General features: G+C 41.9%; 24 protein-coding genes, 1 tRNA gene and 1 pseudogene. 21 read left to right on the top strand and 5 right to left on the bottom strand.

Translation table 11 applies throughout. From position 1 onward, the window contains the following. The first annotated feature begins 828 nt into the window (after positions 1-828). The 6 genes and pseudogenes from ACGF5R_RS06500 to ACGF5R_RS06525 all read left to right on the top strand — a co-directional run bounded on the left by ACGF5R_RS06500 (position 829) and on the right by ACGF5R_RS06525 (position 5,691). The gene (locus ACGF5R_RS06500; RefSeq protein ID WP_387690185.1) at positions 829-2,121 is read left to right on the top strand and encodes a hypothetical protein; all 1,293 of its coding nucleotides are present in this window, start codon (positions 829-831) and stop codon (positions 2,119-2,121) included. A gap of 70 nt (positions 2,122-2,191) precedes the next feature. Then, a complete protein-coding gene (locus tag ACGF5R_RS06505) occupies positions 2,192-2,383 on the top strand; it encodes a hypothetical protein (RefSeq protein ID WP_112876726.1) in 192 nt (63 codons plus the stop codon). A 597-nt stretch (positions 2,384-2,980) separates the two neighbouring features. Further along, entirely contained in the window at positions 2,981-4,294 is a 1,314-nt protein-coding gene (locus ACGF5R_RS06510) for a hypothetical protein (protein WP_112876725.1), read from the top strand. Positions 4,295-4,505: 211 nt separating this feature from the next. Continuing rightward, positions 4,506-4,733 (top strand): annotated as a pseudogene (locus ACGF5R_RS06515) (helix-turn-helix domain-containing protein); the annotation flags it as partial. 134 nt (positions 4,734-4,867) lie between these two features. After that, positions 4,868-5,386, top strand: a complete 519-nt coding sequence (locus ACGF5R_RS06520) for a hypothetical protein (RefSeq protein WP_112876724.1) — start codon at positions 4,868-4,870, stop codon at positions 5,384-5,386. A gap of 53 nt (positions 5,387-5,439) precedes the next feature. After that, positions 5,440-5,691 carry a hypothetical protein gene (locus ACGF5R_RS06525; RefSeq protein ID WP_112876723.1) on the top strand — a complete coding sequence of 84 codons (252 nt, stop codon included), beginning with the start codon at positions 5,440-5,442 and terminating at the stop codon, positions 5,689-5,691. Positions 5,692-5,822: 131 nt separating this feature from the next. Here ACGF5R_RS06525 and ACGF5R_RS06530 read toward each other — a convergent pair whose 3' ends face one another. Together ACGF5R_RS06530 and ygfZ are read right to left on the bottom strand one after the other, a co-directional pair. Beyond that, complete coding sequence (locus ACGF5R_RS06530) at positions 5,823-6,428, bottom strand: HD domain-containing protein (RefSeq protein ID WP_112876722.1); 606 nt, start codon at positions 6,426-6,428, stop codon at positions 5,823-5,825. 10 nt (positions 6,429-6,438) lie between these two features. Further along, positions 6,439-7,431 (bottom strand): tRNA-modifying protein YgfZ, encoded by a 993-nt coding sequence (ygfZ, locus tag ACGF5R_RS06535; protein WP_387690187.1) that lies wholly within the window; start codon positions 7,429-7,431, stop codon positions 6,439-6,441. A 176-nt stretch (positions 7,432-7,607) separates the two neighbouring features. Here ygfZ and sdhE point away from each other — a divergent pair, with 176 nt between their 5' ends. Both sdhE and ACGF5R_RS06545 read left to right on the top strand, forming a co-directional pair. After that, on the top strand, positions 7,608-7,874 hold the full coding sequence (gene sdhE / locus ACGF5R_RS06540; RefSeq protein ID WP_112876720.1) for an FAD assembly factor SdhE: 267 nt from the start codon (positions 7,608-7,610) through the stop codon (positions 7,872-7,874). After that, entirely contained in the window at positions 7,855-8,271 is a 417-nt protein-coding gene (locus ACGF5R_RS06545; RefSeq protein ID WP_112894409.1) for a protein YgfX, read from the top strand. Before sdhE ends, ACGF5R_RS06545 begins: the two co-directional genes overlap by 20 nt. 21 nt (positions 8,272-8,292) lie before the next feature. On the opposite strand, the gene fldB is transcribed toward ACGF5R_RS06545, so the two are convergent. Further along, positions 8,293-8,811 (bottom strand): flavodoxin FldB, encoded by a 519-nt coding sequence (gene fldB / locus ACGF5R_RS06550; RefSeq protein ID WP_112876718.1) that lies wholly within the window; start codon positions 8,809-8,811, stop codon positions 8,293-8,295. 107 nt (positions 8,812-8,918) lie between these two features. On the opposite strand from fldB, the gene xerD reads away from it, so the two are divergent. From xerD to ACGF5R_RS06605, 11 genes are all read left to right on the top strand, one after another. Next, positions 8,919-9,830 carry a site-specific tyrosine recombinase XerD gene (xerD, locus tag ACGF5R_RS06555; protein WP_240000698.1) on the top strand — a complete coding sequence of 304 codons (912 nt, stop codon included), beginning with the start codon at positions 8,919-8,921 and terminating at the stop codon, positions 9,828-9,830. Between the two features lie 23 nt (positions 9,831-9,853). Continuing rightward, complete coding sequence (dsbC, locus tag ACGF5R_RS06560; RefSeq protein ID WP_112876717.1) at positions 9,854-10,555, top strand: bifunctional protein-disulfide isomerase/oxidoreductase DsbC; 702 nt, start codon at positions 9,854-9,856, stop codon at positions 10,553-10,555. 5 nt (positions 10,556-10,560) lie between these two features. Next, positions 10,561-12,294, top strand: a complete 1,734-nt coding sequence (gene recJ / locus ACGF5R_RS06565; protein ID WP_112876716.1) for a single-stranded-DNA-specific exonuclease RecJ — start codon at positions 10,561-10,563, stop codon at positions 12,292-12,294. Between the two features lie 157 nt (positions 12,295-12,451). Further along, positions 12,452-13,550, top strand: a protein-coding gene (prfB, locus tag ACGF5R_RS06570) for a peptide chain release factor 2 (RefSeq protein ID WP_112876715.1) whose coding sequence is annotated in 2 segments (ribosomal slippage) — positions 12,452-12,526 and positions 12,528-13,550 — 1,098 coding nt in all. Because the reading frame shifts where the segments join, the coding sequence is not laid out codon by codon here. A 9-nt stretch (positions 13,551-13,559) separates the two neighbouring features. After that, on the top strand, positions 13,560-15,074 hold the full coding sequence (gene lysS / locus ACGF5R_RS06575; RefSeq protein WP_112876714.1) for a lysine--tRNA ligase: 1,515 nt from the start codon (positions 13,560-13,562) through the stop codon (positions 15,072-15,074). Between the two features lie 143 nt (positions 15,075-15,217). Continuing rightward, positions 15,218-15,295: transfer RNA gene (locus ACGF5R_RS06580), tRNA-Gly, on the top strand. 340 nt (positions 15,296-15,635) lie between these two features. After that, positions 15,636-16,388 carry a hypothetical protein gene (locus tag ACGF5R_RS06585; protein ID WP_112876713.1) on the top strand — a complete coding sequence of 251 codons (753 nt, stop codon included), beginning with the start codon at positions 15,636-15,638 and terminating at the stop codon, positions 16,386-16,388. Positions 16,389-17,471: 1,083 nt separating this feature from the next. Then, entirely contained in the window at positions 17,472-18,095 is a 624-nt protein-coding gene (locus ACGF5R_RS06590; RefSeq protein WP_387690189.1) for a CatB-related O-acetyltransferase, read from the top strand. Positions 18,096-18,385: 290 nt separating this feature from the next. After that, a complete protein-coding gene (locus ACGF5R_RS06595) occupies positions 18,386-19,300 on the top strand; it encodes an Rpn family recombination-promoting nuclease/putative transposase (RefSeq protein WP_387690191.1) in 915 nt (304 codons plus the stop codon). A gap of 101 nt (positions 19,301-19,401) precedes the next feature. Further along, a complete protein-coding gene (locus ACGF5R_RS06600) occupies positions 19,402-19,611 on the top strand; it encodes a hypothetical protein (protein WP_387690193.1) in 210 nt (69 codons plus the stop codon). 101 nt (positions 19,612-19,712) lie between these two features. After that, entirely contained in the window at positions 19,713-19,919 is a 207-nt protein-coding gene (locus ACGF5R_RS06605; RefSeq protein WP_049582303.1) for a hypothetical protein, read from the top strand. A gap of 370 nt (positions 19,920-20,289) precedes the next feature. Here the strand turns inward: ACGF5R_RS06605 and ACGF5R_RS06610 are convergent, their stop codons facing one another. Beyond that, complete coding sequence (locus ACGF5R_RS06610; RefSeq protein ID WP_387690195.1) at positions 20,290-21,057, bottom strand: DJ-1/PfpI family protein; 768 nt, start codon at positions 21,055-21,057, stop codon at positions 20,290-20,292. A gap of 176 nt (positions 21,058-21,233) precedes the next feature. On the opposite strand from ACGF5R_RS06610, the gene ACGF5R_RS06615 reads away from it, so the two are divergent. Further along, complete coding sequence (locus tag ACGF5R_RS06615; RefSeq protein ID WP_112876708.1) at positions 21,234-22,205, top strand: GlxA family transcriptional regulator; 972 nt, start codon at positions 21,234-21,236, stop codon at positions 22,203-22,205. Here ACGF5R_RS06615 and prpR read toward each other — a convergent pair whose 3' ends face one another. Then, entirely contained in the window at positions 22,206-23,870 is a 1,665-nt protein-coding gene (gene prpR, locus ACGF5R_RS06620; protein ID WP_262980182.1) for a propionate catabolism operon regulatory protein PrpR, read from the bottom strand. Between the two features lie 324 nt (positions 23,871-24,194). On the opposite strand from prpR, the gene prpB reads away from it, so the two are divergent. Then, entirely contained in the window at positions 24,195-25,085 is an 891-nt protein-coding gene (gene prpB, locus ACGF5R_RS06625; protein WP_112876706.1) for a methylisocitrate lyase, read from the top strand. Positions 25,086-25,113 lie beyond the last annotated feature (28 nt).

Here is a 25,113-nt window from a genome sequence, read left to right on the forward strand (position 1 = left end):
TTTTTTATTGGAAATCGTCGCGGGCTTAATTGCTTATACATTCCAACCTAAAAAACCGAGCTTGAATTTACGGGATTGTGATATCGCTATTTTTAAACGAAGCTGAGGTTATTTACTTTTTTATCGGTCATTTAAGCGTTTATTTGTAAGAAATCTTCTTATTGTAAAGAGAGTTATTTTCTACTTTTAATTTAAATTATATTCATAATTTCATTATTCAATAATATCTATGGATTTATATCTTATGGTGATTTTTGAAAATACAATTATACTTGTTGTTTTTATTTGTATTTTCTAATAATACCTCATGAGATAAGTATAAAATTGAAATTTTAATTAGTATCTATTAAAAGGTAGTGATATATAACAGAAATATTCTCCATAATTAATGGAAAAAATGAGAATTTACATTAATATTTTAAATTGTGTAATTTCAATGTTGTATTTAATTGATTTCTGTAAAGTGAATAAATATTTACCTAATTAATTCTCGTTGGAATTATCTTTCTGGCCTACCTGTTGTTGAAGTAGCTGTATATTTTGCCAGAAAAAATCGGTGCTTTCGTTATGGCTAATTTTGACTATTAGCAATTTAGTGACATAACCGGTAGGGATAGCAATAGAGACTTTGGAACTTGGTTAAATGGATAATTGATATATGAAGTTATTCTAAATGTATATACCCTATGGATTCCAAGTTGCATCGCGACGGCAAGGGAATGAATCCCCGGGAGCGTAGATAACGATGTGACCGGGGTGAGTGAGTGCAGCCAACAAAGAGGCAACTTCAAAGATGACGGGTATAAATTTAAACTCAGGAGAATTCTCATGGATAAAATAAGAACGGTTGCTGAGACTTTGGCAATATTACATCAGTATCATCATCTGATTGGTGTAGAACGACAGCCAAAACAACTTAAGACCTTGGATTTTGACGGCAAGGTAATATTCTCCAACGATCCAGAAACAGCGACTGTGCCACCTGCATTTTTTACAGTACAAACTATACAAGAGTTGAAAGCGCTCGGCGGTGTACCTGACCGTGAGTACGGCCCTGGCAAAATGAAACCCCATCATACGTTACCGGAGCCGTTTTCTGCTGAACGGCTGGCAAATGTTTCTGGTAATCATATTGATCTGTGCAAAGCTTTTAGGGCCTATATCTATAGTGATTCTGCTTTAGTCAAAGATTATGAAGAAATGCTTAATGCTAAGCGCTTCCCGATGAAGGTTGCGTTATACAGTGGCGAGAAAATGACTATCTCCTCCGATAATCCATTGGTTGTTGAAGATAAAGATGATTATGGTGAACCGGTTGTCTTGGTGTATGAGCAGATAATCATTGAACCGGGAGGTCAAATTATTTACCGCACTAATGGTCGAATCGAAGCTAACACTATTGTAGGGAATGAAAATACTGGAAAGGAGAATGTTGTCAATAGAGGCAGTAATGGCACCGATGGTCTTGATGGCGCACCAGGAAATCAAGGGGCTAATGGCAGTGATGGTAAAGATGGTACAGATAGTAAAAATGGCTGCTTAATTAACGCCACATCAGGTACTGATGGAGCCAGCGGTTCTGTCGGAGGATTAGGGGGGGATGGTGCAGCGGCTGGAAATGCGAATGACCTGACTATTACTAGTCAATCTCTTACTGGAACAATAAATGCGGCAACGATAGGTGGTAATGGTGGTAACGGTGGAAGAGGCGGTCTTGGGGGACGTGGGGGTAATGGGGGTAATGGAGGTAATTGGGGCAATGAAACAATCAAGTGGTGTCCTGCTGGGGAGGCAGGAAATGGGGGCGCTGGAGGAAATGGAGGGAATGGAGGCAGGGGGGGGAAAGGTGGGGACAGTGGTAACATATATATTAATTACTCTGACGGTGGTCCAGTACTTCAGGTTATGTCAATTAATGGTCTTGGTGGGGAAGGTGGGAAGGCCGGTTGGGGAGGAATAGGGGGTGAACCTGGAAATAGTACCAGAGTACTCGGTGTACATGGTTTGTCGGGAGCCTATGGTACAGATGGTCTTAAAGGAGAATTTGGAGATGACGGTAACACCGGCAAGATATATGTCAACGGTCATGAACGGGAATCTGATCGGAAACTTAATCGCTAGTGGTGCCGCAATCAGACGGGTCTGAACGACGATAAATAAGGGGAAATAGGGTCAGATCTTGGTTTTGCTTATGTTCAAGTGGTTTACATTATTAATTACTGAATACTTATTGGGGCTGGCCTTGCTGGTTGGCTTCGTTTTTCGCCACTCAGGTTTTACAAGTGTACTGAGTATGAAGCCGATTTTGCATTGGTTCCTGGGTAAATTAATGGCGATTGTTATCGGCATGGCAATAGTGCCTGTTGCTCAATGTGATTTTTGAAGAATATAATCATGATTATTATCTTTTATTTGTATTTCCTAATAATACTTAATGAGACAAATATAAAATTGAAATATTTAGTCAGCACGTATTAAAAGATCGTGATGTATCACAGAAATATTCTCTTTAATTAATGAAAAAAGTGGGAAATTACATTAATATTTTAAATTGTGTCATTTAAATATCGCATTCAATCGCTTTCTGTAATGTGAATAAATACTTACCTAATTGATTCTTATGGAAATTATTTTTCTGGCCTACCCGTTGTTGAAATGCTTACATCCTTTGCCAGAAAAAATCGATGTCTCCACTATGGCTAATCTGGTAATTAGCCAGGGGCAATATTCTGGCTATTAGTAATTTAGTGTCACAATCGGTAGTGATAGCAGTTGATACTTTGGAGCTTGGTTAAATGAACAACTGATATATAAAGTTATCCTAACTGTATATACCCTATGGATTTCAAGATGCATCGCGACGGCAAGGGAGCGAATCCCCGGGAGCATAGGTAACTATGTGACCGAAGTGAGAGAGTGCAGCCAACAAAGAGGCAACTTGAAAGATAACGGGTATAAATTTAAACTTTGGAGAATATCTATGGATAAAATAAGAACGGTTGCTGAAACTTTGGCAATATTACATCAGAATTATCATCTGATTGGTGTAGAACGGCAGCCAAAGCAACTTAAGACCTCGGATTTTGACGGCAAGGTAATATTCTCTAACGATCCGAAGACCGCGACTGTGCCACCTGCGTTTTTTACGGTACAAACCATACAAGAGCTGAAGGCACTCGGAGGTATACCTGACAGCGAGTACGGCCCTGGCAAAATGGAACCCCATCATCCGTTACCTGAACCGTTTTCTGCTGAACGATTGGCAAATGTCACGGGTTATCATATTGATTTGTGTAAAGCTTTTAGGGCCTATATCTATAGTAATTCTGCTTTAGTCAAAGATTATGAGGAAATGCTTAATGCTAAGCGTTTCCCGGTGAAGGTTGCGTTATACGTTGGCGAAAAAATCACTGTTACCGCAGATGCACCATTGCTTGTTGAAGATAAAGATGATTATGGCGAACCCGTTGTCTTGGTATATGACCAGATAATCATTGAACCGGGAGGTCAAATTATTTACCGCACTAATGGTAAGATCGAAGCTAATACTGTTGTAGGGAACGGCAATGATGATAAAAAGCAGAGCATTATCAGTAAAGGCTCTGATGGAGACGATGGTTTTGAGGGTGAACAGGGAAGTAATGGGGTTAATGGCAGCAATGGTAATATTGGTTCAGAGAATAAACATGGTTGCTCTGTTAAATCCACACCAGGTACTGATGCAACTGGCGGTTCTTCGGGAGCACAAGGGATGGATGGCAAAAGAGCTGGCAGTGCAAATGACGTAATTATTAATGTTGACATTTTTACTGGAGTAGTCAATGCGGCATCGATAGGTGGTAAGGGTGGAAAGGGTGGATATGGCGGTAATGGAGGTAATGGAGGGAATGGTGGAAATGGAGGATCTGCAACAAACAAATGTAGTGCTGGATATGGAGGAAGGGGAGGAGATGGCGGTAATGGAGGGGATGGAGGTAATGGGGGTAACGGTGGGGACAGTGGTAACATATATATTAATTTCACTCAGGGTCAGCCAGTAATTAATGCTCTGTCATATAGAGGAGATGGCGGTAATGGAGGGGTAGGTGGTAAGGGAGGAATAGGCGGAGCAGGTGGGGTAGGTGGCGTTGGTAATAGAGGATTAAATAGTAATGGTCATCCCGGAGTATCTGGTGAAGCTGGTATTGATGGAAAATCCGGCAATGCAGGGACTTCTGGCAAGGTATATGTTAACGGTAATGTAGGGAATCATAGTGATAATCATACTTTAGACTGGCTTGAAGACTATAAATAAGGGGAATGGGTTCATATTTTCCGTATCGTTTGTGGCAAGGTTTACTTGCGACAACGAAGATGTGTTCATAAATAACTCTTTTTTTATCGTTATAGATCATACGGTAAATTTCGTGATGGAGTTGTACATCTAATAATTGTTTTCCACTGGTCAGTTATTTGTATTTCATAATGCATTTTCCTTTGGGTGGAAAGATGCTGAAGTATAGCAACTGACCGAAACAGAAAGATACCAGATTTCCAGTTTAAAAGAAGCCGGTTTTTCACAGCTTTTCATTGCTGAATCATTTAAGCGAAGCCCGTCGACCATCAGCAGAGAATTGAAGAGAAATCAAGAAGTCCAGATATACTGCCCTGAACAGGCTCATTTGAAGGTATTGGCTCGTCGTCATTTTGCAAAGAAAGCCGTGAAAATAACGCCGGAAGTAAATTGGTCAAAGATTATGAAGAAATGCTTAATGCTAAGCGTTTTCCGATGAAAGTTGCGTTATATAGTGGCGAAAACATCACTGTTACTGAAATTAATCCATTGATTATTAAAGATAAATAACACTCTGGTGAACTGGTTGTCTTGGTGTACAACCAGATAACCATTGAACCGGAAGGCAAAATTATTTGCTACACCAACGGTAGGATTGAAGCGAATATCATTCAAGGGGTTGGAAACGGTCCACAGCACTTTATCAGTAAAGGGCTTGATGGAGAAATTGGTGCTCCTGGTGCAACTGGAAATAGCGGAACTGATGGCGTTGAGGGTTCACCTGGTCGTCAGAATAAACATACCTGTCTAATTTCCCCTACATCAGGTACTGATGGAATTAAAGGTTCTTCGGGAGCGCAGGGATCGGGTGGCGCACCAGGTGGAGAGGGGCCGAGACTAACTGTCGTATGTGATAATGTGGATGGGCAGGTAGAGTTGTGGTCGGCGGGTAGTGATGGTGGCATGGGGGGGATGGTAGTTTTTATGGTAATGTTGCTGATTATAATCATTATCTTACTGTTGGCACACTGTGCCAGCCTGCGATTGGAGGGTGCGGAGGAGATGGAGGGGATGGGGGTAATGGAGGTTGTAGTGGAGATGGGGGTGACATAGATTTTAGCTATTCTACTGGTAAACCACACATTATTAGTTGGTCAGTACCAGGCATGGGAGCACCTGGCGGTAAGGGAGGATATGCAGGGAAAGGCGGTGATGGTGGTATCGGTAATATCAGACAGAGTAAGGGTGGAGACGTAAGTCAAAATGTAGCTTGTTCCGGAAAGGCGGGTAAAAAGGGTAAGAATGGATTGTTAGGTGGGGAAGGAAAGGATGGGCGGATATATGTCAACGGCAAATTGAGAGAGATGAATCCAAATGCATTGCCGCTTTCTGAGAAAGAACTGTCTGGAAACAAGTAGATTAGGGATAGTGAGATCATCGAGGTGAAATATAAGGTTTTTCATCAAAACAACTGTAGTCTGTAATTAACTCAGTGCACCGTATGGTTAATATGTGCACTGAATTTGTAGTGTAAAATTTTCGAGAAAAGTTATTTCAACCAACCTTTCTTCTGTGCGATTTCCAGTTGTGGCAGCAGATATTGCCATAATTCAGGATAGGCATCGGCAATGAATTTATTGCGGCTAATCACTTGCTCAAAACGAATACCGTCTTCTACCCAACTTTGCCCTTTATTATACAGATTCATCAGCATCGGCATTAGTCTATCCAGCGTAAGAGCAAAACGGGCGTCTTGGCTTTCTGCTGCTTCATACTCTTGCCAAAGTGACATAAAATGATTTTTCTGTGGTTCGGGGAGTAAACCAAAAAGACGGTCGGCGGCTTTGATTTCCTGTTCATGAATAGCTTCACGGGCTGCTAAATCGTAAACCATGACATCACCCGCATCAATTTCTACAATATCGTGAATTAATGCCATTTGAATAACCCGCTGGATATCCACCTCTTTTACATAGGGTGCAAAACTCATTGCGGCGATAGCAAAATGCCAACTATGCTCGGCTGAATTTTCCCGACGATGATTATCCAGTAACTTAGTCCGCCGTTGAACTTTTTTCAGCTTATCTAACTCCATCAAAAAACCGATGACATTCGTAAAAGGGCCAAAATCAACGGTAGGTACTGCTAACGACATATAAACCTCATTAATTATTTTTTTCATCAAGAGAATAAGGCAGAGGCTGAATAGTGAGTGAATGCCCTTCATCGTCACGGACACGGAATACACTATGACTTTCCATATCATTATTCATGACGACTTGTACCCAGATACTATTATCATTCAACTTAACGGCAGCCAAAACGGTACCCGTTCTCCGCCACTTATCCCCTAATTGCCATTCCAAATCATCTCCAGCCATAGGCGTTTTGGCGGCATTGCCAGCCAGCCAGTACATGGCGCGTTTATTTGCTCCGCGGTATTTAGCACGGGCTACCATTTCCTGACCGGTATAACACCCTTTTTTAAAGCATATCCCTCCTGCCAATGCCTGAAGGTTAGTTGCTTGGGGAATAAACTGTGCACTATTTGCTGCATCAATGACCGGGAAGCCTGCTTCAATATCCAGAGCTAACCACTGTTCGCTGTTATTAAGTTGAGCTTGAAGTTTTTCTGTTAACTGCTCAGCGATTGCGGTGTTTGTTACCAAGAGGAAACGTTCAGACGGCAAGGTAAAGTGGAGCAAAGTCGTAGTTTCATGTGCAACGACAGCGTTATCAGCATCCGGCAGAGTTGGGAAGAAGCTGCTTAATGCTTCCCGGCAGTTTTTACCTGCAACACCGAGCAGTACCGCGTTTTCATCCTGAACTAGTGTAATTTTAGAGAATACGGCATATTTTTTCAGTTCTGTAAGCTGATTTTCCAGCACACTGCGACGCTCAATATAAGCAAGGCTTTCACCACGATGGAAGAGGCGCAGATTACTCCACATTTTACCCTTTGCGTCACAATGCGCACTAAGCACATGCTGATTCGTTGCAAGTGCGGAAATATCTGCTGTAACCTGACCTTGTAGATATTTTTCTGCATCCGGTCCAGTTGCTGCTACCAGTCCCCAGTCATCTAGAGATATTAACGTCAGGGGAAGGATTGATGAAGACAATGGAGATTGTGAAGAAAATGGAGTTTTATAAGCCATGACACATCCTGCCAGTCAGATATTTGAGCTAATGATGCATAATGGTAAAAGAGTTGAAGCACAATGCAAGTAGTTATTATTGCTATTAGCTGGCATGATGCATCAGTTTGCCGGGCGACTTATATGGCTAATGGTGTTAAAACAAACAATGAGAATTAAAAGGGGATCTTTTGAACATGGATATTGATAATAAAGCACGTATTCATTGGGCATGCCGGCGTGGAATGCGTGAGCTGGATATTTCAATTATGCCGTTTTTTAAGTATGAATATGACTCGCTCAGCGATGATGATAAACGACTTTTTATTCACTTACTTGAATGTGCTGATCCTGATCTGTTCAACTGGCTAATGAATCATGGGCGTCCAGAAGATGAAGAGTTATTTCGCATGATTAAACTTATTCAGAATAGAAATAAAGATCGTGGTCCTGTGGAAATGTGATCTCAGGGTATCTTGGCATACCCAGCTAATTTCTACCTGTGTTCATGGTGCAATAGCGCTTATCGTACTACTTGCTCCGTGGCCTGCGGATGACGCTATTTTCTGGATTTTCTGGCTCCCTTTAGTACTGTTGATTATTGCCAGTTGGGGGCGTAGCCAGAAAAATATCCGTAAATCACAAGGGCTTTTAGTTCTGCTCAGTGATAATAAGTTGCAATGGAAGAAGCATGAGTGGCGAATTATCCGACGACCATGGCTGTGTCGTTATGGCGTATTAATTACGGCTCAATCTTTTTATAACCAGAAAAAAATCCGTTTATGGGTCGCATCCGATGGTATGTCACAGGATGAATGGAGGCATATTAATCAACTATTGTTGCAATATCCTGATATCTGATTGAGCTGAAATTTTCCTGACTTAAAGCAGAGGCTCCATTTCTTGCAGGATTTGCATACACCATTGCGATAAACGATCATCAGTTTGTTCATACTGGTTTACGTCATCTAATGCCAGCCCGACAAATTGTGAGCCATTATCCGTTAATGGTTTCGGGCTGGTAAATTCATAACCTTCGGTCGGCCAGAAGCCAATGAAATGTACACCTGAAGGGCGTAAATGGTGATATAGCATACCGAGAGCGTCAAGAAACCAATCGCTATAATCAATTTGATCTCCCATACCATACATGGCGACAATTTTCCCCTGTAAATCGAGGGAAGGAATTTGATCCCAAATAACCAGCCAATCTTCCTGTAATTCACCAAAATCCCATGTTGGGATACCGAGAATCAGCACAGAGTACTCTTCCATTAATTCAGGTGTTGTCTCTTTGATATTGTGGAGATCAACTAAATCTTCACCGAGGATATCGCGGATTTTCTCTGCTACCATCTCGGTGTAGCAGGTGCTGGAGCCGTAAAAAAGACCAATCTTCATCATTAATCATTATGGTTTTTGAATATCTGGATTGGCATTGTAACAGAATAATTGCTTTTTCAGGCATAATAGCCAGCAGAGATGTACAGATTTAAGGAAAGTATTTCGTGTCAAAACAACCAACTCAGTTGACTAATCCACTGATAGAACAATTTCTTGATGCTATCTGGTTAGAACATGATCTTGCGGAAAATACGCTTGCTTCTTACCGGTTGGATTTGCAGGCATTGGATAACTGGTTGATACATCATGGTCATAATTTATTATCTGTCCAGATGATAGATTTGCACTCTTTTCTGGCAGAACGCGTGGATGGAGGATATAAAGCCAGTAGTTCGGCGCGTTTACTCAGTGCCATGCGCCAATTGTTTCTCTATTTTTATCGGGAAAAAATGCGGGAGGATGATCCGACAGCACTGTTGTCTGCACCGAAATTACCAAAGCGATTGCCTAAAGATTTAAGTGAAAAGCAGGTAGAAGATCTACTTAATGCGCCCTGTACAGATCAGCCGGTAGAGTTAAGGGATAAAGCCATGCTTGAAGTGCTTTATGCCTGTGGTTTGCGGGTATCTGAGTTAGTGGGATTGACACTTTCCGATGTCAGTTTGCGTCAAGGCGTGGTGAGAGTGATTGGTAAAGGGAATAAAGAACGGTTAGTGCCTTTAGGGGAAGAAGCAATTTATTGGCTAGAGAATTATCTGGAATATGGGAGAGTTGGGCTGCTAAATGGTGCAACGTTGGATGTCCTTTTTCCTAGCAACCGAGGGCGCCAAATGACCCGACAGACATTCTGGTATCGTATTAAACATTATGCGCTGCTGGCTGGAATCGATACTGAACGGTTATCTCCCCATGTTTTACGTCATGCATTCGCCACGCATTTGCTTAATCATGGCGCTGATTTGCGAGTTGTGCAGATGTTATTGGGGCATAGTGATCTATCTACAACACAAATATATACTCATGTAGCAACAGAACGGCTCAAATTGCTACATCAACAACATCATCCGCGTGGGTGAGCACGGATTTAAAGGAACCGAAAATGAAAAAAAGCGTGTTATGTTTCCCTCTTTTGCTGGCCTGGTTTAATGGAAATGCGTTTGCTGATGATGGTGCTGTCCATAGAACAATGCAGAAACTAGGGATAAAAGCAGAAAACATCCAGCCATCACCTATTGTTGGTTTAAATACGGTAGTGACCGAGCAAGGGATCATTTATCTATCTGATGACGGGAAATATTTATTGCAAGGGCCAATTTATGATGTCAGTGGTAGCTCTCCTGTGAATGTCAGTAATCAATTGTTGATGAAAAAGCTGGAAGCAATGACAGATCAAATGATCATCTACAAAGCGCCAAAAGAGAAGCATGTCGTTACCGTTTTCACGGATATTACCTGTGGTTACTGCCATAAATTGCATGAAAACATGCAAGAATATAATAAACTGGGTATTACTGTGCGCTATCTGGCGTTTCCCCGTCAGGGTATGCAGCACCAATCTGCTAAAGATATGCAATCTATCTGGTGTAGCGCAACACCGCAGAAATCATTAGATGCTGCGTTTAAAAATGAAGATGTTTCGCCAATTAAGAGCTGTAAAGTGGATATTGCTAACCATTACAAATTGGGTCTCCAGTTTGGCGTCCAAGGAACGCCGGCGATTGTCCTTAAGGATGGCAGTCTGTTAGGTGGATATATGCCGCCAGAGGCTTTGGCAGCGGCACTGGCGCAACGTGGTAAATAAGTTTAGTGAATATTGAAACACAACTTCGCCGCCGTCCGGCGGTGAATGACAGTCATCTTCCACAACAGATTCATCCATTACTGCGTCGCTTATATGCCATTCGTGGTATCCAGCAAGCTAATGAATTGGAGCGTGGTGTTCAAGGGTTATTGAATTATCAGCATCTGAGTGGTGTGGAACAGGCGGTGTCACTCTTGTTGACTGCACTTCATGAACACTGGCGTATCGTTATTGTCGGTGATTTTGATGCTGATGGGGCAACTAGCACGGCATTGGCAATCCGATCATTACGCTCGATGGGATATCGCCATCTGGATTATCTGGTACCAAATCGTTTTGACGATGGTTATGGTTTAAGCTCACAGGTGGTAGAAGAGGTCGTCAAAAAAGGCGCTGACCTGATTATTACCGTGGATAATGGTATCTCTTCCCATGAAGGGGTTGCGGCTGCCCATCAGCACCGTATGAAAGTGATTGTCACGGATCATCACTTGCCGGGTGACGTTTTGCCAGCGGCTGATGCCATTATTAATCCTAATCTTGCCGATTGTTCGTTCCCGTCTAAATCATTGGCCGGAGTGGGTGTCACATTTTATCTGATGTCTGCCTTAAGGGCGGCGCTGAGGAAAGATCAGTGGTTTGAAAAGCAAGGAATTGCGCTGCCGAATCTGGCCGAGATGTTGGATTTGGTTGCGCTAGGAACTGTTGCCGATGTTGTACCTTTAGATACCAATAACCGGATTCTGGTTTATCAGGGCTTGAACCGGATTCGTGCAGGACGTTGTTGTGTGGGGATACGTGCATTATTGGAAATTTCCAGCCGTGATGCTTATAAGCTGACAGCCAGCGATTTGGGTTTTTTTCTGGGGCCAAGACTGAATGCCGCTGGTCGCCTTGATGATATGTCCATTGGCGTCACTTTATTGCTAACTGACGACATAGCAAAGGCGCGTCAGATAGCTTGTGAACTGGACGGTCTTAACCAGACTCGGCGTGAAATAGAGCAGGGAATGCAGCAGGAAGCACTGCAAATCTGTGACAAACTTGAACGTACCAGCACTGAACTGCCTTATGGGCTAGCGCTCTATCATCCAGAATGGCATCAAGGGGTAGTTGGAATTTTGGCTTCCCGGATTAAAGAGCGTTTTCATCGGCCTGTTATCGCTTTTGCACCGGCCGGTGACGGTATTTTGAAAGGTTCTGGTCGTTCAGTGCAGGGATTGCATATGCGTGATGCGCTTGAGCGGCTTGATACTTTGCATCCGGGGTTGATACTTAAATTTGGTGGTCATGCAATGGCGGCCGGTTTGTCACTTGAACAGGATAAATTCGAACAATTTCAGTATCACTTTTCTACGCTAATGGCGGATTGGTTAGATATTTCGCAACTTGAAGGTGTTATCTGGAGTGATGGTGAATTAGCAATTAATGAACTGTCATTGGACATTGCAGAAATGTTGCGTGATGGCGGCCCTTGGGGGCAGGCATTCCCGGAGCCTATTTTTGACGGTAAATTCAAACTACTGCAACAGCGCATTGTTGGAGAGCGTCATTTAAAAGTGATAGTGGAGCCATTAAACGGTGGGCCGATGCTGGATGGTATTGCGTTCAATATCGATCCTACCCGCTGGCCAGATAACAGTGTTCGCGAAGTAGAACTTGCCTATAAACTAGATGTTAATGAATTTCGTGGCAACCGTAATGTACAGCTTTTGATCCAACACCTCTGGCCTTATTAACCGTTTGATCAGCAGGTAGTCAGTCATTGTCACGTACTCTCGTATGAATACGTGACAAATCTGTTGAAGTGCTATAAACCCTGTGCCGAATCCGCTACAATACGCGGTTCGAAAATTATCCATTTATCTCCGACTACACAACGTAAGACACTAAAATATGTTTGAAATTAATCCGGTAAAAAACCACATTCAGGACTTGTCTGAACGGACAACGGTTCTGAGGGGGTATCTTTGACTACGATGTCAAAAAAGAGCGTTTAGAAGAAGTTAATGCTGAATTGGAACAGCCTGATGTTTGGAATGAACCGGAGCGGGCACAGGCTTTGGGTAAAGAGCGTTCCTCATTGGAAGAGATTGTCGAAACTATCGATCAGCTTGAGCAGGGTCTGGAAGATGTACAAGGTTTACTGGAACTGGCAATAGAAGCAGACGATGAAGAGACTTTTAATGAAGCCGTGGTAGAGCTGGAACAGCTCGAAGAAAAGCTAGGTCAGTTAGAATTTCGCCGCATGTTTTCTGGTGAGTATGACAGTGCTGACTGTTATCTTGATTTGCAGGCAGGCTCTGGTGGTACTGAAGCTCAGGATTGGGCAAGTATGCTGATGCGTATGTATTTGCGTTGGGCTGAATCCAAAGGTTTTAAAACGGAAATCATTGAAGAATCAGACGGTGAAGTTGCTGGTCTGAAATCAGCGACGATTAAGATCATGGGCGATTATGCTTATGGTTGGTTGCGTACTGAAACGGGGGTTCACCGGTTGGTACGTAAAAGCCCATTTGATTCTGGTGGTCGTCGCCATACTTCATTCAGTTCTGCTTTCATCTATCCTGAAGTGGATGATGATATTGATATTGAAATTAATCCAGCAGACTTACGTATCGATGTTTACCGCGCATCCGGTGCGGGTGGTCAGCACGTTAACAAAACAGAATCTGCGGTGCGTATTACCCATATCCCAACCAACATTGTGACTCAGTGTCAAAATGATCGTTCTCAGCATAAAAATAAAGACCAGGCGATGAAACAGCTAAAAGCGAAGCTGTATGAACTGGAGATGCAGAAACAGAACGCTAATAAACAGGAAATGGAAGAGAATAAATCTGATATTGGTTGGGGTAGTCAAATTCGCTCTTATGTTCTGGATGATTCACGCATCAAAGACTTGCGCACCGGCGTTGAAACTCGCAATACACAAGCGGTGCTGGATGGTGATCTGGACAAATTCATTGAAGCAAGCCTTAAAGCTGGCTTATGAGGAACTAAAATGTCACAACAACAACAGGGCGCAGAACAGGCTCCCGATTTAAATAATGAACTGCAAACTCGCCGCGAAAAACTCGTAGCTTTACGGGAGAATGGAACTGCATTCCCGAATGATTTCCATCGTGAAAATATTTCAGAAGATCTACACGCGAAATACGACGACAAAACTCAGGAAGAGTTGGAAGCACTGAATATTGAAGTGACGGTTGGCGGTCGTATGATGACGCGCCGCATCATGGGTAAGGCTTCTTTCGTCACACTACAGGATATGGGCGGTCGTATTCAGTTATATGTTGCCCGTGACGATCTGCCGGAAGGTATTTATAACGAACAGTTTAAAAAATGGGATCTGGGAGACATTCTGGGCGCGCGTGGCAAACTGTTTAAAACCAAAACCGGTGAACTTTCCATTCACTGTACTGAATTGCGTCTGCTGACAAAAGCGCTGCGTCCATTGCCGGATAAATTCCACGGCTTGGCTGATCAGGAGACTCGCTATCGCCAGCGTTATCTGGATCTAATCGCGAATGAAGAATCGCGCAAAACTTTCCAAATTCGTTCTCAAGTCTTATTGGCCCTGCGTAGCTTTATGGTCAGTAAAGGCTTTATGGAAGTGGAAACACCAATGATGCAGGTTATTCCTGGTGGTGCCTCGGCACGTCCATTTATTACTCACCACAATGCGCTGGATATTGATATGTATCTGCGTATTGCGCCGGAACTTTACCTGAAACGTCTGGTTGTTGGTGGTTTTGAGCGTGTGTTTGAAATTAACCGCAACTTCCGTAACGAAGGTGTATCTCCGCGCCATAACCCTGAGTTCACCATGATGGAACTCTACATGGCGTATGCGGATTACAAAGATCTGATCGTTCTGATAGAAGAGCTGTTCCGTACCCTGACGCAGAATATTTTGGGGAATACCTTGGTTAAATATGGCGAACAGGAATTTGATTTCGGTAAACCATTTGCCCAAATGACCATGAAAGAGGCCATTTGTAAATATCGTCCTGAAACCAACATAGCTGATTTGGATGATATGGATAAAGCGGTGGCTATCGCTGAATCTCTTGGTATTGAAGTGGAAAAAGGTTGGGGCCTTGGCCGTGTTCAGTGTGAAATCTTTGAAGAAACGGCGGAAAGCCACCTGATTCAACCGACATTTATCACTGAATATCCGGCAGAAGTTTCTCCGCTAGCGCGTCGTAATGATGCAAATCCGTTTATCACTGACCGTTTTGAATTCTTTATTGGTGGACGTGAGATTGGTAATGGCTTCTCGGAATTGAATGATGCCGAAGATCAGGCTGAACGTTTTGCTGAACAGGTTCGCCAGAAAGACGAAGGTGATGACGAAGCCATGTTCTACGATGAAGATTATATAACGGCTTTGGAACATGGTATGCCACCAACCGCAGGTTTGGGTATTGGTATTGACCGTATGATTATGTTGCTGACAAATAGCCATACCATTCGTGATGTCATTCTGTTCCCGGCAATGCGCCCGCAGAAATAACAGCTTGAATTAAATTTCAACTCCCCTGTGGCATAGCTATCAGGGGAGTTTTTATTTTCAACTGATTGAAATATAGACAACTTAAACAGATAATGGCTTGCTGATACCAATGAAATCGCTATAATAATTTATGTTATTCCTAAGCGAGCGTAGTTCAATGGTAGAACGAGAGCTTCCCAAGCTCTATACGAGGGTTCGATTGAGCACACTTTCTGTTTGTACATATTATGTGTATGCATGCGTGGAATAATTAAGTTATTAATTTCATTAACACATTATTTTTAATGTAATATATTATTTTGAGATATTTTGCAAGATAACAGTGTAATCAAGAGAAAATAATTACAATTAGGTAGAAATTGTACCAGTAACCATACGGGCCATTTTAATATCCTTGTGTGAAATGTAAATGTAAAATCATTTCATATCGAGAATATTGCATATTTTAAAATATGTAATAATTCGATATAAAGCCAATTTTTAAATAATTCTATATATATAGAAAATGAAATTTATTTATATTTATTAAGGGTGTTTTATGTCAGAAGAAAAAAATTTAACATGGATTTTTTGAATGGATTAGGTAAAAACATCTGTCCAGTGTGTGGTGAAAAAGAATGCAAATATCCAAAAGATAAAAGGTGGGAAAAAGTACTTAATAGATTGATGGAGAACTACGCTAAAGGCAATATGACACGGGTAAAAATGGAATATTTAAATTTGCTTTCTCTTAGAAAATCGAATTTTAGTAAAACCAGTATTGGTGCAACTCAAGCATTTAATGATAATGCAAAAAAAGACAACAGTATGAGTTCATTTGGTTTGTTATCGCATTTTTTCGGGAAATCAGGCCGAGAAATTTCACTCTCTGAGATAGGTGTGCATGATCAAATTCGAGGATTGATGCAGAAACCGGGTGCATTTGGCAGATCAGAGGGTAGCATTCAATCTCGTTTTATTTCACAAATTCAAAACGGTGAACGAATTGATTTTAAAAATGGTTATGATTTTGGTACGGAAAAAAAAGTTCCAGTTTACGACCCACTTTGGGGTATTGGAGGCGCAACTGTCAGTGGAAAATTGACAGATGTTAGTGCTGAAAAAATGGGTGATGGATATAATGTATATGGTGTAATACATTATAAACTGTATGATAAATTCACTGACCCATACGATACATTTAACTGGGGGAAGGAGGATAATAATTGGTTTGGAGAGCCATTTGATATTACTGGGGAATGGAAAGAAAATGTAAATTTTCATGTCGAAAGACAAATTTTTGAAAATAAAGTTATGCAACTTCTTAAAAAATAAATAATCTCGTTAAGGCCGTGCATTTAATGCGCGACCTTATGTCAAATACCAAATTAAAAAATACTGATGAATAGTTGGCGGAATAATAATGCTTAGTATTAAAACAACAGTCATCAATAACGATGCTAATAGAGTTTTTTTTATCTTTCTCTCTAAGATAAAAAAATAGTTAACCAATATAGCTAGTAAGAAAAAAATCACAACCATCATAAAAAGCATAGCGGTGAGTAGCATAACATATCCTTTGTCGAAAGAATTTCTGTAATCATATAGCCAATTAATTGAAAATCATAGTGTTATTTCTTCCATTAATGTCGTCAGCAGTTGTTAATTCATAGGGATGGCCAATGGTTTTGTATCACTGGTTATCACGCATTTTCCGTTTTCATCCCAGACGGCAATTCCCCAGTCAGGGACGGGCTGAGGATAAACTAGCGTGAATATATAGATATTACATAAAACTAGAGCCTCGGGTGCGGACGTCCAAGCGGACCCTCCACAATGGTTTTGATCCCCAGTTCTGCAACCGTTCAGGTAAATGGGCGTACTAAATTTTTGATTTTTAGATGATGGCTAAAATTTGAGCTATCATCTAAAAATGTGGGATATCACACCTTGGTTTTATACAGACGGGTGAGGATATAGGGATTTTCACCATACCTTTTGCTTTTGTACATGCTGGATTTTCCCTTATGTAACGTAATGACTGACGATGAATTTCTTCGGCAGTCCATCATAGAAAACCCCTATAGTTGCTGTCCGGCCTCATCCGCTGGAGGTTCCCAAAACTATCAATGTATTGACCGGATTGTTCTAAGTTCCTCGCTCTCCAGTTTTACTTCTTCCTAAAAAATGCTGAGTAGTTCGCATTGAAAGTATATCTTTTGGTATGATGTAAATAAGATCAAAAGAATTTACGAATAATAACCGATATAAATTAATAACTAACTCATCGCCTAATATGAAAAGAATCCCGTTATTAAATCAACCACGAATCAGTTAGGAGTGATATATTATGAATGCGGATACATCACCGTAGAAAGCATTCTATGGTAAATGAATAATTAATAGAGACTATTTACTATGAAAGAAAAGCATTGGTCAAAAATCCAATTTTTACATGAAGCTGTAACTAATCAAAGTATTGTCATCAAAGGAACTCATAGCTATTATAGCGATTGCTGGAGCGGCGGTTTTGAAGAATCTGTCGTTCGCTATTTGTACGGTGATAAGATCAGTCTTCAATGGGAGTCTAAGTGGCCAATTGATAAATTGTATATTGGCGATTATGTTTGCATAGGTGCTGAAACTATCATTCTTATGGGTGGAAACAATACACACAGAGCGGATTGGTTCTGTTTATATCCATTCATGGAATATATTGAAGAGGCATATGTAGGCAAAGGTGACACGCATATTCATGATGGCGTGTGGCTTGGTATGCGTTCAATGATTATGCCAGGTGTCACTATTGGAGAAGGCGCTATCGTTGCTGCTAATAGCGTCGTCACTAAAGATGTTGAGCCATATAGTGTTGTAGCTGGAACACCTGCGAAATTAATTAAATATCGCTTTGAGCCGCACATTATCAATGAGCTACTTGCATTAAAAATATATGATTGGTCAGAAGAGAAATTTAATGCTTTAAAACCCTATCTCTGCTCTTCGGATATTAAGGCATTAAGAACTGCTGTAAGAACATATTAAGATAAATAGTTAATTAATTACGTAAAATAATTAATTAGGCTGGATTAGACTAATTAAATATGATTTTTAAAATGTTCTATTACTGAATTATTTAACTAAAATACATTAATTATTAGCTGAAATACCGTTTCGGCATTCAAGCTGCAAACGGTATTTCTCCGAAAGGAGTCTATCTTTAACTAGTTAAATAAAAAACATTGTACAATGGTATAAAAGAGAGATGAGACAGAGTTTATTGTTATTTATTTAATATTCCTTCAATATAAAAGAAAATATGCTACTATCCTCTTATGAAAAGAAAAAATACACCGACGCCACATGATGCTATTTTTAAAAAGTTTTTAAGTCATATTGATACCGCCAGAGATTTTCTAGAGATACATTTACCTGCCACATTACGGGCAGTTTGTGATCTTGATACACTGCGACTGGAATCGGGGTCATTTATTGAGGACAATCTGCGGGTACATTATTCCGACATCCTGTATTCATTAAAAACTACGCAGGGTGAGAGTTATGTGTATTGTGTGATTGAACATCAGAGTTCCCCGGATAAGATGATGGCATTCCGGCTGATGCGTTACAGTATTTCAGCAATGCAATGGCATCTGGAGCAGGGACATGAAAAATTGCCGTTGGTTATTCCGGTGTTGTTCTATCACGGAAAAATACGGCCGTATCCGTGGAGTACCAACTGGTTCGACTGCTTCGATGCTTCGGCTATGGCAGAAGAGATCTATTCCAGCGCGTTTCCGTTGGTAGATGTGACGGTAATCCCGGATGATGAAATCCTGACGCACAAACGGGTTGCACTACTGGAAATAGTACAAAAACATATCCGGCAACGTGATATGGCGGAGTTACAGCAAGAGCTGACCATGTTGTTTGCGTATGATTATTATACATATGAGCTGCTAAAAAGCATGCTAAACTACATATTACTGGTGGGAGATACCGCCGATCCAGAAGGTTTTATCCGGCAACTGGCAGAACAGTTCCCGAAGTATGAGGAGTTACTGATGACAATAGCGCAGAAATTGAAACATAAAGGGCATCAAGAAGGGCTTCAAGAAGGATTGCTGAAGGGTAAAAAACAGGCAATTCTGGAAGTCGCTTGTAGAATGATGAACAATGGTATCGATCATGAAACAATAATGAAAAACACTGGGCTGAGCCAGAACGAACTTGAACAAATACATCACTGATTCGTGCTGAGAGCCGTAATCGGTATTTAAAGATTCGTGTTAGAAGAGGGGCTTATCCGGCAAATAGCTGAACCGTCCCCTAGAAATATAAGGAGGTACTGATGACAATAGCGCAAAAACTGAAACAGAAAGCGTTCCAAGAAGGATTTCAGGAAACATACCAAGAAGCATACCAGGAAGGATTGCAGAAAGGTGAAAAACGGGCGAGTCTGAAAATCGCGCGCGCATTGATGGATAATGGTATCGATCATGAAACAATAATGAAAAACACTGGGCTGAGCCAGAACGAACTTGAACAAATACATCACTGATTCGTGCTGAGAGCTGTAATCGGTATTTAAAGATTCGTGTTAGAAGAGGGGCTGATCCGGCAAATAGCTGAACCGTCCCCTAGAAATATGAGGAGATACTGATGACATATGAAGAACTACTGATAACAATAGAACAAAAACTGGAACAGAAAGAGTTCCAACAAGAATTTCGAGATGGATTACATATAGGGAGGAAACTGGCGATTGTGACAATCGCGCATGCAATGATAGACATTGGTATTAACCTTGAAACAATAATTAAAATCGTCGTGCTGAGCCAGAATAAGCTTGAACAAATAGCCGATTGACTTATGCCGATACCTTAATCGGCATGAAAGTTCGTGTAAATAAGTGGGCAAGACTTTACATATAAGCGGTATATTATTTGGATAAGTTTGAAATCATACTTTTTCTGTCTGGTATTGAGCTTTTTAATTGAAATAGTATTTTAATAATTAAAGAATATTCCTCAAATAGAATATTCGAAACATCGTAATCCGATAAGTTTTCTTTTGGAAGCGGCAACCGGATTGGTTGCCTATACCTTTTAATCTAAAAAACAAATCTGGATTTATGCACCTATGAATTAGCCGTTCTCAGAATAGAAAATATTTCCGTTATTGGTAAATAATCGAATGCTGAAATAGGTTGAATTGAGCCATAATACGAAAATATATATCAGTAGATATCTGATATTCTCTTGGCGCTTTTAATTAATATTTCTTTGTAATTAGGTGTCTGTTGTTCCACATTGGAAAATATAGCTTGAAGCGTGGCATTAGTCATTTCTTTGCCGGCGAGTTCTGGCATGCCGCTATTGAACGGCGGTTCTGGGCTATATTGCATCGCTAGTTGGACTGCTTGTGCATATTTTTCACCTTTGATTTCAACAAGCAATGTCAAACCGAAATCAATACCTGCGGTGACTCCACCTCCAGTAACCCGATTTCTATCGATAACGACTCTTTTATTAACCGGTATTGCACCGAATTCGTTGAGATCGTCTATCATCGACCAATGAGTCGCTGCTTTATACCCTTTCAGCAAGCCTGCGGCCCCTAACAGGATCGATCCTGTACACACGCTGGTGACCCAAGATGCTTTACTTCCCACTTTATGTATCCAATCAAGCATGTCTAATTTGGCAAGCAAAGCATAAGGATTTCCTGTACCCGGAACACACAAAATATCCACTTTATCTAATTGCTCAAATGTAGTGCTCGGTGAAAATGATATATGTGTCAGCTCAGTACGCACCGGAAGTAAATCGCGCCAGACATATTCAATATTTAACCATCCTCCTACTTCAAGAACTGTCGCGGGACCAATCATATCAAGTGGCGTCATGCCTGGGAAAATGACAAAAGCGAGAGTGGGTTTTTCTCCAGACGATGCTTTCATTAACGAAGATAATGCCGCAGGATGTTCCTTAGATGTGTTTTTCATGGAGAAGTTTTCCTTATCGAGATTGAAAAGAGAACTGAAATTCATATGCCGCTATTTTTAGCGAGCGCTGAATATTTGTATTCCCGGTAGCAAATTGATGGAACAACTGTAACCGTAAACTAATTGGCGTATATGCCAATATTGCGACGATTTACGCCAAATGCCATAATTGCCTTATGGACATTAAGACTCTCTATTTTCTGATCTTCCCCAACGTAAATCTGCTGGACCTTTCAGGGCCATTGCAGGTCTTTACCACAGCTAATGAGCTAGCAGAGAAGTCTGGTCACAAACGGCCTTATGCCATAAAAGTCGTGGCTTGTGATCCCGGACAGGTAATGACGCAGGCTGGAATAACTGTGCAAGCAGAACCTTTACCTAAGTTAGATTCTCCCGCCGATACTCTGATTGTTGCAGGGGGCATTGGCGTTGAGTCAGCGGCGAATCATCCGCCATTGCGTAATTGGTTAAAGGGACATGCATCGCTGGCTAGGCGTATTGTGTCTGTATGTAGCGGGGCATTCATTCTGGCTGCTTGCGGATTGCTTGATGGCCGCAGAGTCGTTACGCACTGGAATAGCTGTGCTGAACTGGCCCGGCGTTACAGTAAGTTGCGGGTAGAATGTGATCCTATCTTTATTCAGGATGGCCCGGTGTGGACTTCTGCTGGTGTCACCGCAGGAATCGATTTGGCTCTATCATTGCTGGAGGAAGATTTCGGTCATAAACTGGCACTGGATGTTGCGCGGGATCTCGTTATGTTTCTCAAACGTCCTGGTGGACAGGAACAGTTTAGTGCTTCACTGGCATTACAAAGCAGTACGAGTAAATTTGCAGATCTGCACGCTTGGATGATTAACAATTTGGCGGGAGACCTTTCAGTGGCAGCTTTGGCCGCTCGTACCAATATGAGTGAGCGTAGCTTCGTGCGCCACTATGGCCAACATGCAGGGATTACGCCAGCCAAAGCGGTGGAGCGATTCCGCCTAGAAGCGGCGCGTCATCTTTTGGTTGAATCTACGCTATCGCTCAAGTGCATAGCCTCCCGTTGCGGTTTCGGCTGTGAAGATACTTTACGCCGCAGTTTCTTCCGGGCGTTCAGTAGTACTCCACAGGACTACCGTAAGCATTTCAAGGCAACATTTTAGCTATTTATTCCCTGCCATCTCTTTCTTCAATCGTCGCCACAACGTAGTACGGCTAATCCCCAGATATTCCGCGGTTGCATGGTGATTGCCAGAAAATCGTTTCAAGGTTTCATGAGCTGAAAGTGGTGCAACAAGTGAAGATTGTTGAGTTAAAGAGAGGAAAGACTTCATACTTTGTTCTGCCAGCTTGAGTGTAGATTGGCGCTCCGGTGAAAGCGCCAATATCAATTCTGGTGTTAAGGTATGCTCAGGATGGGCACTAAGGTATAACGTGAGTCGCTCCATAAGATTACGTAGTTCCCGGACATTACCGGGCCAATGATAGGCTTGCAATGCCTCCTGACAAGCAGCAAGCTCTTGCACTCTTGATTGTGATACCGGCAAATTTAATGCAGCAAATGCTCGTCGCAGATATTCCAGCGCCAATATACCAATATCATGACCTCTTTCCCTGAGGGCCGGAATGTTGATGCGCAATACACTTAGGCGATAGAACAGGTCTGTTCGAAAACGCCCTTCTTGAACCCAAGTATCCAAATCGCAATGTGTGGCGCAGATGATCCGAACATCAACGGCAATAGGGTGGTGTCCTCCTACTCTGACAACGGATTTTTCTTCCAGTACCCGCAATAGCCGTGTTTGAAGAGGCAGTGGCATTTCACCAATTTCATCCAAAAATAGCGTGCCTCGATGCGCAACCTCAAAAAGACCTGCACGACCTCCCCGCCGAGATCCGGTGAAAGCGCCTTCCTCATAACCAAACAATTCAGCTTCCAGTAAGGATTTAGCAATGGCGCCACAGTTAACGGCGACAAACGGCCGTTGATGTTTACCTGTAATCTGACCATACCGCAGGGCATATTCATGGTGAATGGCTTGTGCCACCAGCTCCTTCCCTGTACCACTTTCCCCCTGTATTAGCACTGTGGCAGGCGAGCGGGCGTATAGCATAATAGTGTTGCGCACATGTTCCATTACCGCTGAATCTCCCCGGATATCATTGAGAGTATGGCGGGTACGTAAACTATTCTCGGTTGGATAGGCAGAAATTGAAGCTTGGCTGAGCTTGGTCATTCTGGCAATATCCAGTGCATCATGGAATGCCTGGCGAATAGAATCAGCAGAGTAGACAAAAACACCCACCAATTCAGCTTCATAGGCGAGGTCGGTAATTAGCCCGGCACCGACAATCACTTTAATGCCAATGGCTTTTAGTGCATTGACTTGGGCTCGTGCATCTTCTTCCGTTACGTAACTGCGTTGTTCAATACGCAAGTTGAACCGTTGCTGAAATTCTTCTAGCGCAGGTAATGTATTCTGATAGGTGATAACACCAATACGGGAGCTGATTTGTCGTGCACGGGCTAGTGCCTGCATAAAATCGAAACCACTGGCCTTAGCAATGATGACTGGTACTGGCAAACGGCTTTTAAGATAGGCGCCATTAGAGCCGGCACAGAGCACGGCATCACAACATTCAGTTGTTAACCGTTGACGAATATGTTGAACCGCATTTTCAAACCCAAGTTGGATAGGCGTGATATTGGCCTGATGATCGAATTCTGGTGTGATATCACGGAAGAGATCAAAAAGACGGGAAACAGATACTGTCCAAATGACCGGTTTATCACGGTTATCACGTTCTGTTGATGGTGTTTCTGCCATGCTATTCCTCTATCTGTACTCTGTTTTCATTTTTCTTAGCTGAATTTTATTCGCTTTTCCCACCACAATAATTCAATGTTTCGTAATTGTTTCGTTTATGTTTCATGAAACGTAATTGATTCATTATGAAACAGGTGGGTTTTTCTATCAATAGTGCTTTCCGACAAGCTAATAAATATTTTTAGTGCTATTTTTCAATTAAAAAACAATATAATAATTTTTTATTGTGTTTGTTTTTTAAAACCATCAGCCATTTCTAATTTTATTGGTACGAATATTGCTAGATAACAAATGTGTTTCATTATAATAACAATGAGGTCATGTATGACGTTTTCCTCGACCGGTTTGGCATTTCGTCAGGCGATAGAGGCTGAATCTCCACTACAGGTTATTGGCGCCATTAATGCGAATCATGCGTTACTGGCAAAACGGGCTGGCTATAAAGCTATCTATCTTTCTGGTGGCGGTGTATCGGCGGGTTCGTTGGGTATGCCTGATCTGGGAATTTCAACTCTGGATGATGTGTTAATAGATATCCGTCGTATTACAGACGTATGCGATTTGCCATTGTTGGTGGATGCTGATATCGGTTTTGGCTCTTCTGCCTTTAATGTGGCTCGCACAGTGCGTTCCATGATTAAAGCGGGGGCGGCGGGGCTGCATATTGAAGATCAGGTCGGTGCGAAGCGTTGCGGTCATCGTCCGAATAAAGAGATTGTATCCAAAGAGGAAATGGTTGATCGCATCAAGGCCGCTGTCGATGCCCGTACTGATAAAAATTTCGTCATTATGGCTCGCACTGATGCTTTGGCTGTTGAAGGATTAGCAGCGGCGCTTGATCGGGCAAAAGCCTATATTGAAGCCGGAGCAGACATGCTGTTTCCAGAGGCGATCACTGAATTACATATGTATCAAACATTTGCGTCAACAACCGGGGTTCCAATATTAGCCAATATCACTGAATTTGGTGCGACTCCACTTTTCACGACTGAAGAGTTGAAAAGTGTGGATGTCTCTATTGCGCTTTATCCACTTTCTGCTTTCCGTGCAATGAATAAGGCAGCCGAGCAGGTTTACACAACACTCCGTCGTGAAGGGACACAGAAGAGTGTGATCAGCATGATGCAGACTCGCAACGAGTTATATGAAAGCATCAACTACTACGATTTTGAACAAAAATTAGATCTGCTTTTCTCCAAGAAAAAATCTCAATGACGGACAGCTCCACCTGATATTCGTCGTT

Source organism: Photorhabdus sp. RM71S (assembly GCF_042879355.1).
Classification (GTDB): Bacteria; Pseudomonadota; Gammaproteobacteria; order Enterobacterales; family Enterobacteriaceae; genus Photorhabdus; species Photorhabdus kayaii.

Bases quoted from the DNA above. Each gene is read 5' to 3' on its own strand.
- fldB (WP_112876718.1), bottom strand. From the start codon at position 8,811: ATGAAGATTGGTCTTTTTTACGGCTCCAGCACCTGCTACACCGAGATG.
- sdhE (WP_112876720.1), top strand. From the start codon at position 7,608: ATGGATATTGATAATAAAGCACGTATTCATTGGGCATGCCGGCGTGGA.
- ACGF5R_RS06605 (WP_049582303.1), top strand. From the start codon at position 19,713: ATGACATATGAAGAACTACTGATAACAATAGAACAAAAACTGGAACAG.
- prpB (WP_112876706.1), top strand. From the start codon at position 24,195: ATGACGTTTTCCTCGACCGGTTTGGCATTTCGTCAGGCGATAGAGGCT.
- ygfZ (WP_387690187.1), bottom strand. From the start codon at position 7,431: ATGGCTTATAAAACTCCATTTTCTTCACAATCTCCATTGTCTTCATCA.
- ACGF5R_RS06595 (WP_387690191.1), top strand. From the start codon at position 18,386: ATGAAAAGAAAAAATACACCGACGCCACATGATGCTATTTTTAAAAAG.
- dsbC (WP_112876717.1), top strand. From the start codon at position 9,854: ATGAAAAAAAGCGTGTTATGTTTCCCTCTTTTGCTGGCCTGGTTTAAT.
- ACGF5R_RS06530 (WP_112876722.1), bottom strand. From the start codon at position 6,428: ATGTCGTTAGCAGTACCTACCGTTGATTTTGGCCCTTTTACGAATGTC.
- lysS (WP_112876714.1), top strand. From the start codon at position 13,560: ATGTCACAACAACAACAGGGCGCAGAACAGGCTCCCGATTTAAATAAT.
- ACGF5R_RS06505 (WP_112876726.1), top strand. From the start codon at position 2,192: ATGTTCAAGTGGTTTACATTATTAATTACTGAATACTTATTGGGGCTG.
- ACGF5R_RS06585 (WP_112876713.1), top strand. From the start codon at position 15,636: ATGGATTTTTTGAATGGATTAGGTAAAAACATCTGTCCAGTGTGTGGT.
- ACGF5R_RS06600 (WP_387690193.1), top strand. From the start codon at position 19,402: ATGACAATAGCGCAAAAACTGAAACAGAAAGCGTTCCAAGAAGGATTT.
- ACGF5R_RS06500 (WP_387690185.1), top strand. From the start codon at position 829: ATGGATAAAATAAGAACGGTTGCTGAGACTTTGGCAATATTACATCAG.
- prpR (WP_262980182.1), bottom strand. From the start codon at position 23,870: ATGGCAGAAACACCATCAACAGAACGTGATAACCGTGATAAACCGGTC.
- ACGF5R_RS06615 (WP_112876708.1), top strand. From the start codon at position 21,234: ATGGACATTAAGACTCTCTATTTTCTGATCTTCCCCAACGTAAATCTG.
- ACGF5R_RS06510 (WP_112876725.1), top strand. From the start codon at position 2,981: ATGGATAAAATAAGAACGGTTGCTGAAACTTTGGCAATATTACATCAG.
- ACGF5R_RS06590 (WP_387690189.1), top strand. From the start codon at position 17,472: ATGAAAGAAAAGCATTGGTCAAAAATCCAATTTTTACATGAAGCTGTA.
- ACGF5R_RS06525 (WP_112876723.1), top strand. From the start codon at position 5,440: ATGGGAGCACCTGGCGGTAAGGGAGGATATGCAGGGAAAGGCGGTGAT.
- ACGF5R_RS06610 (WP_387690195.1), bottom strand. From the start codon at position 21,057: ATGAAAAACACATCTAAGGAACATCCTGCGGCATTATCTTCGTTAATG.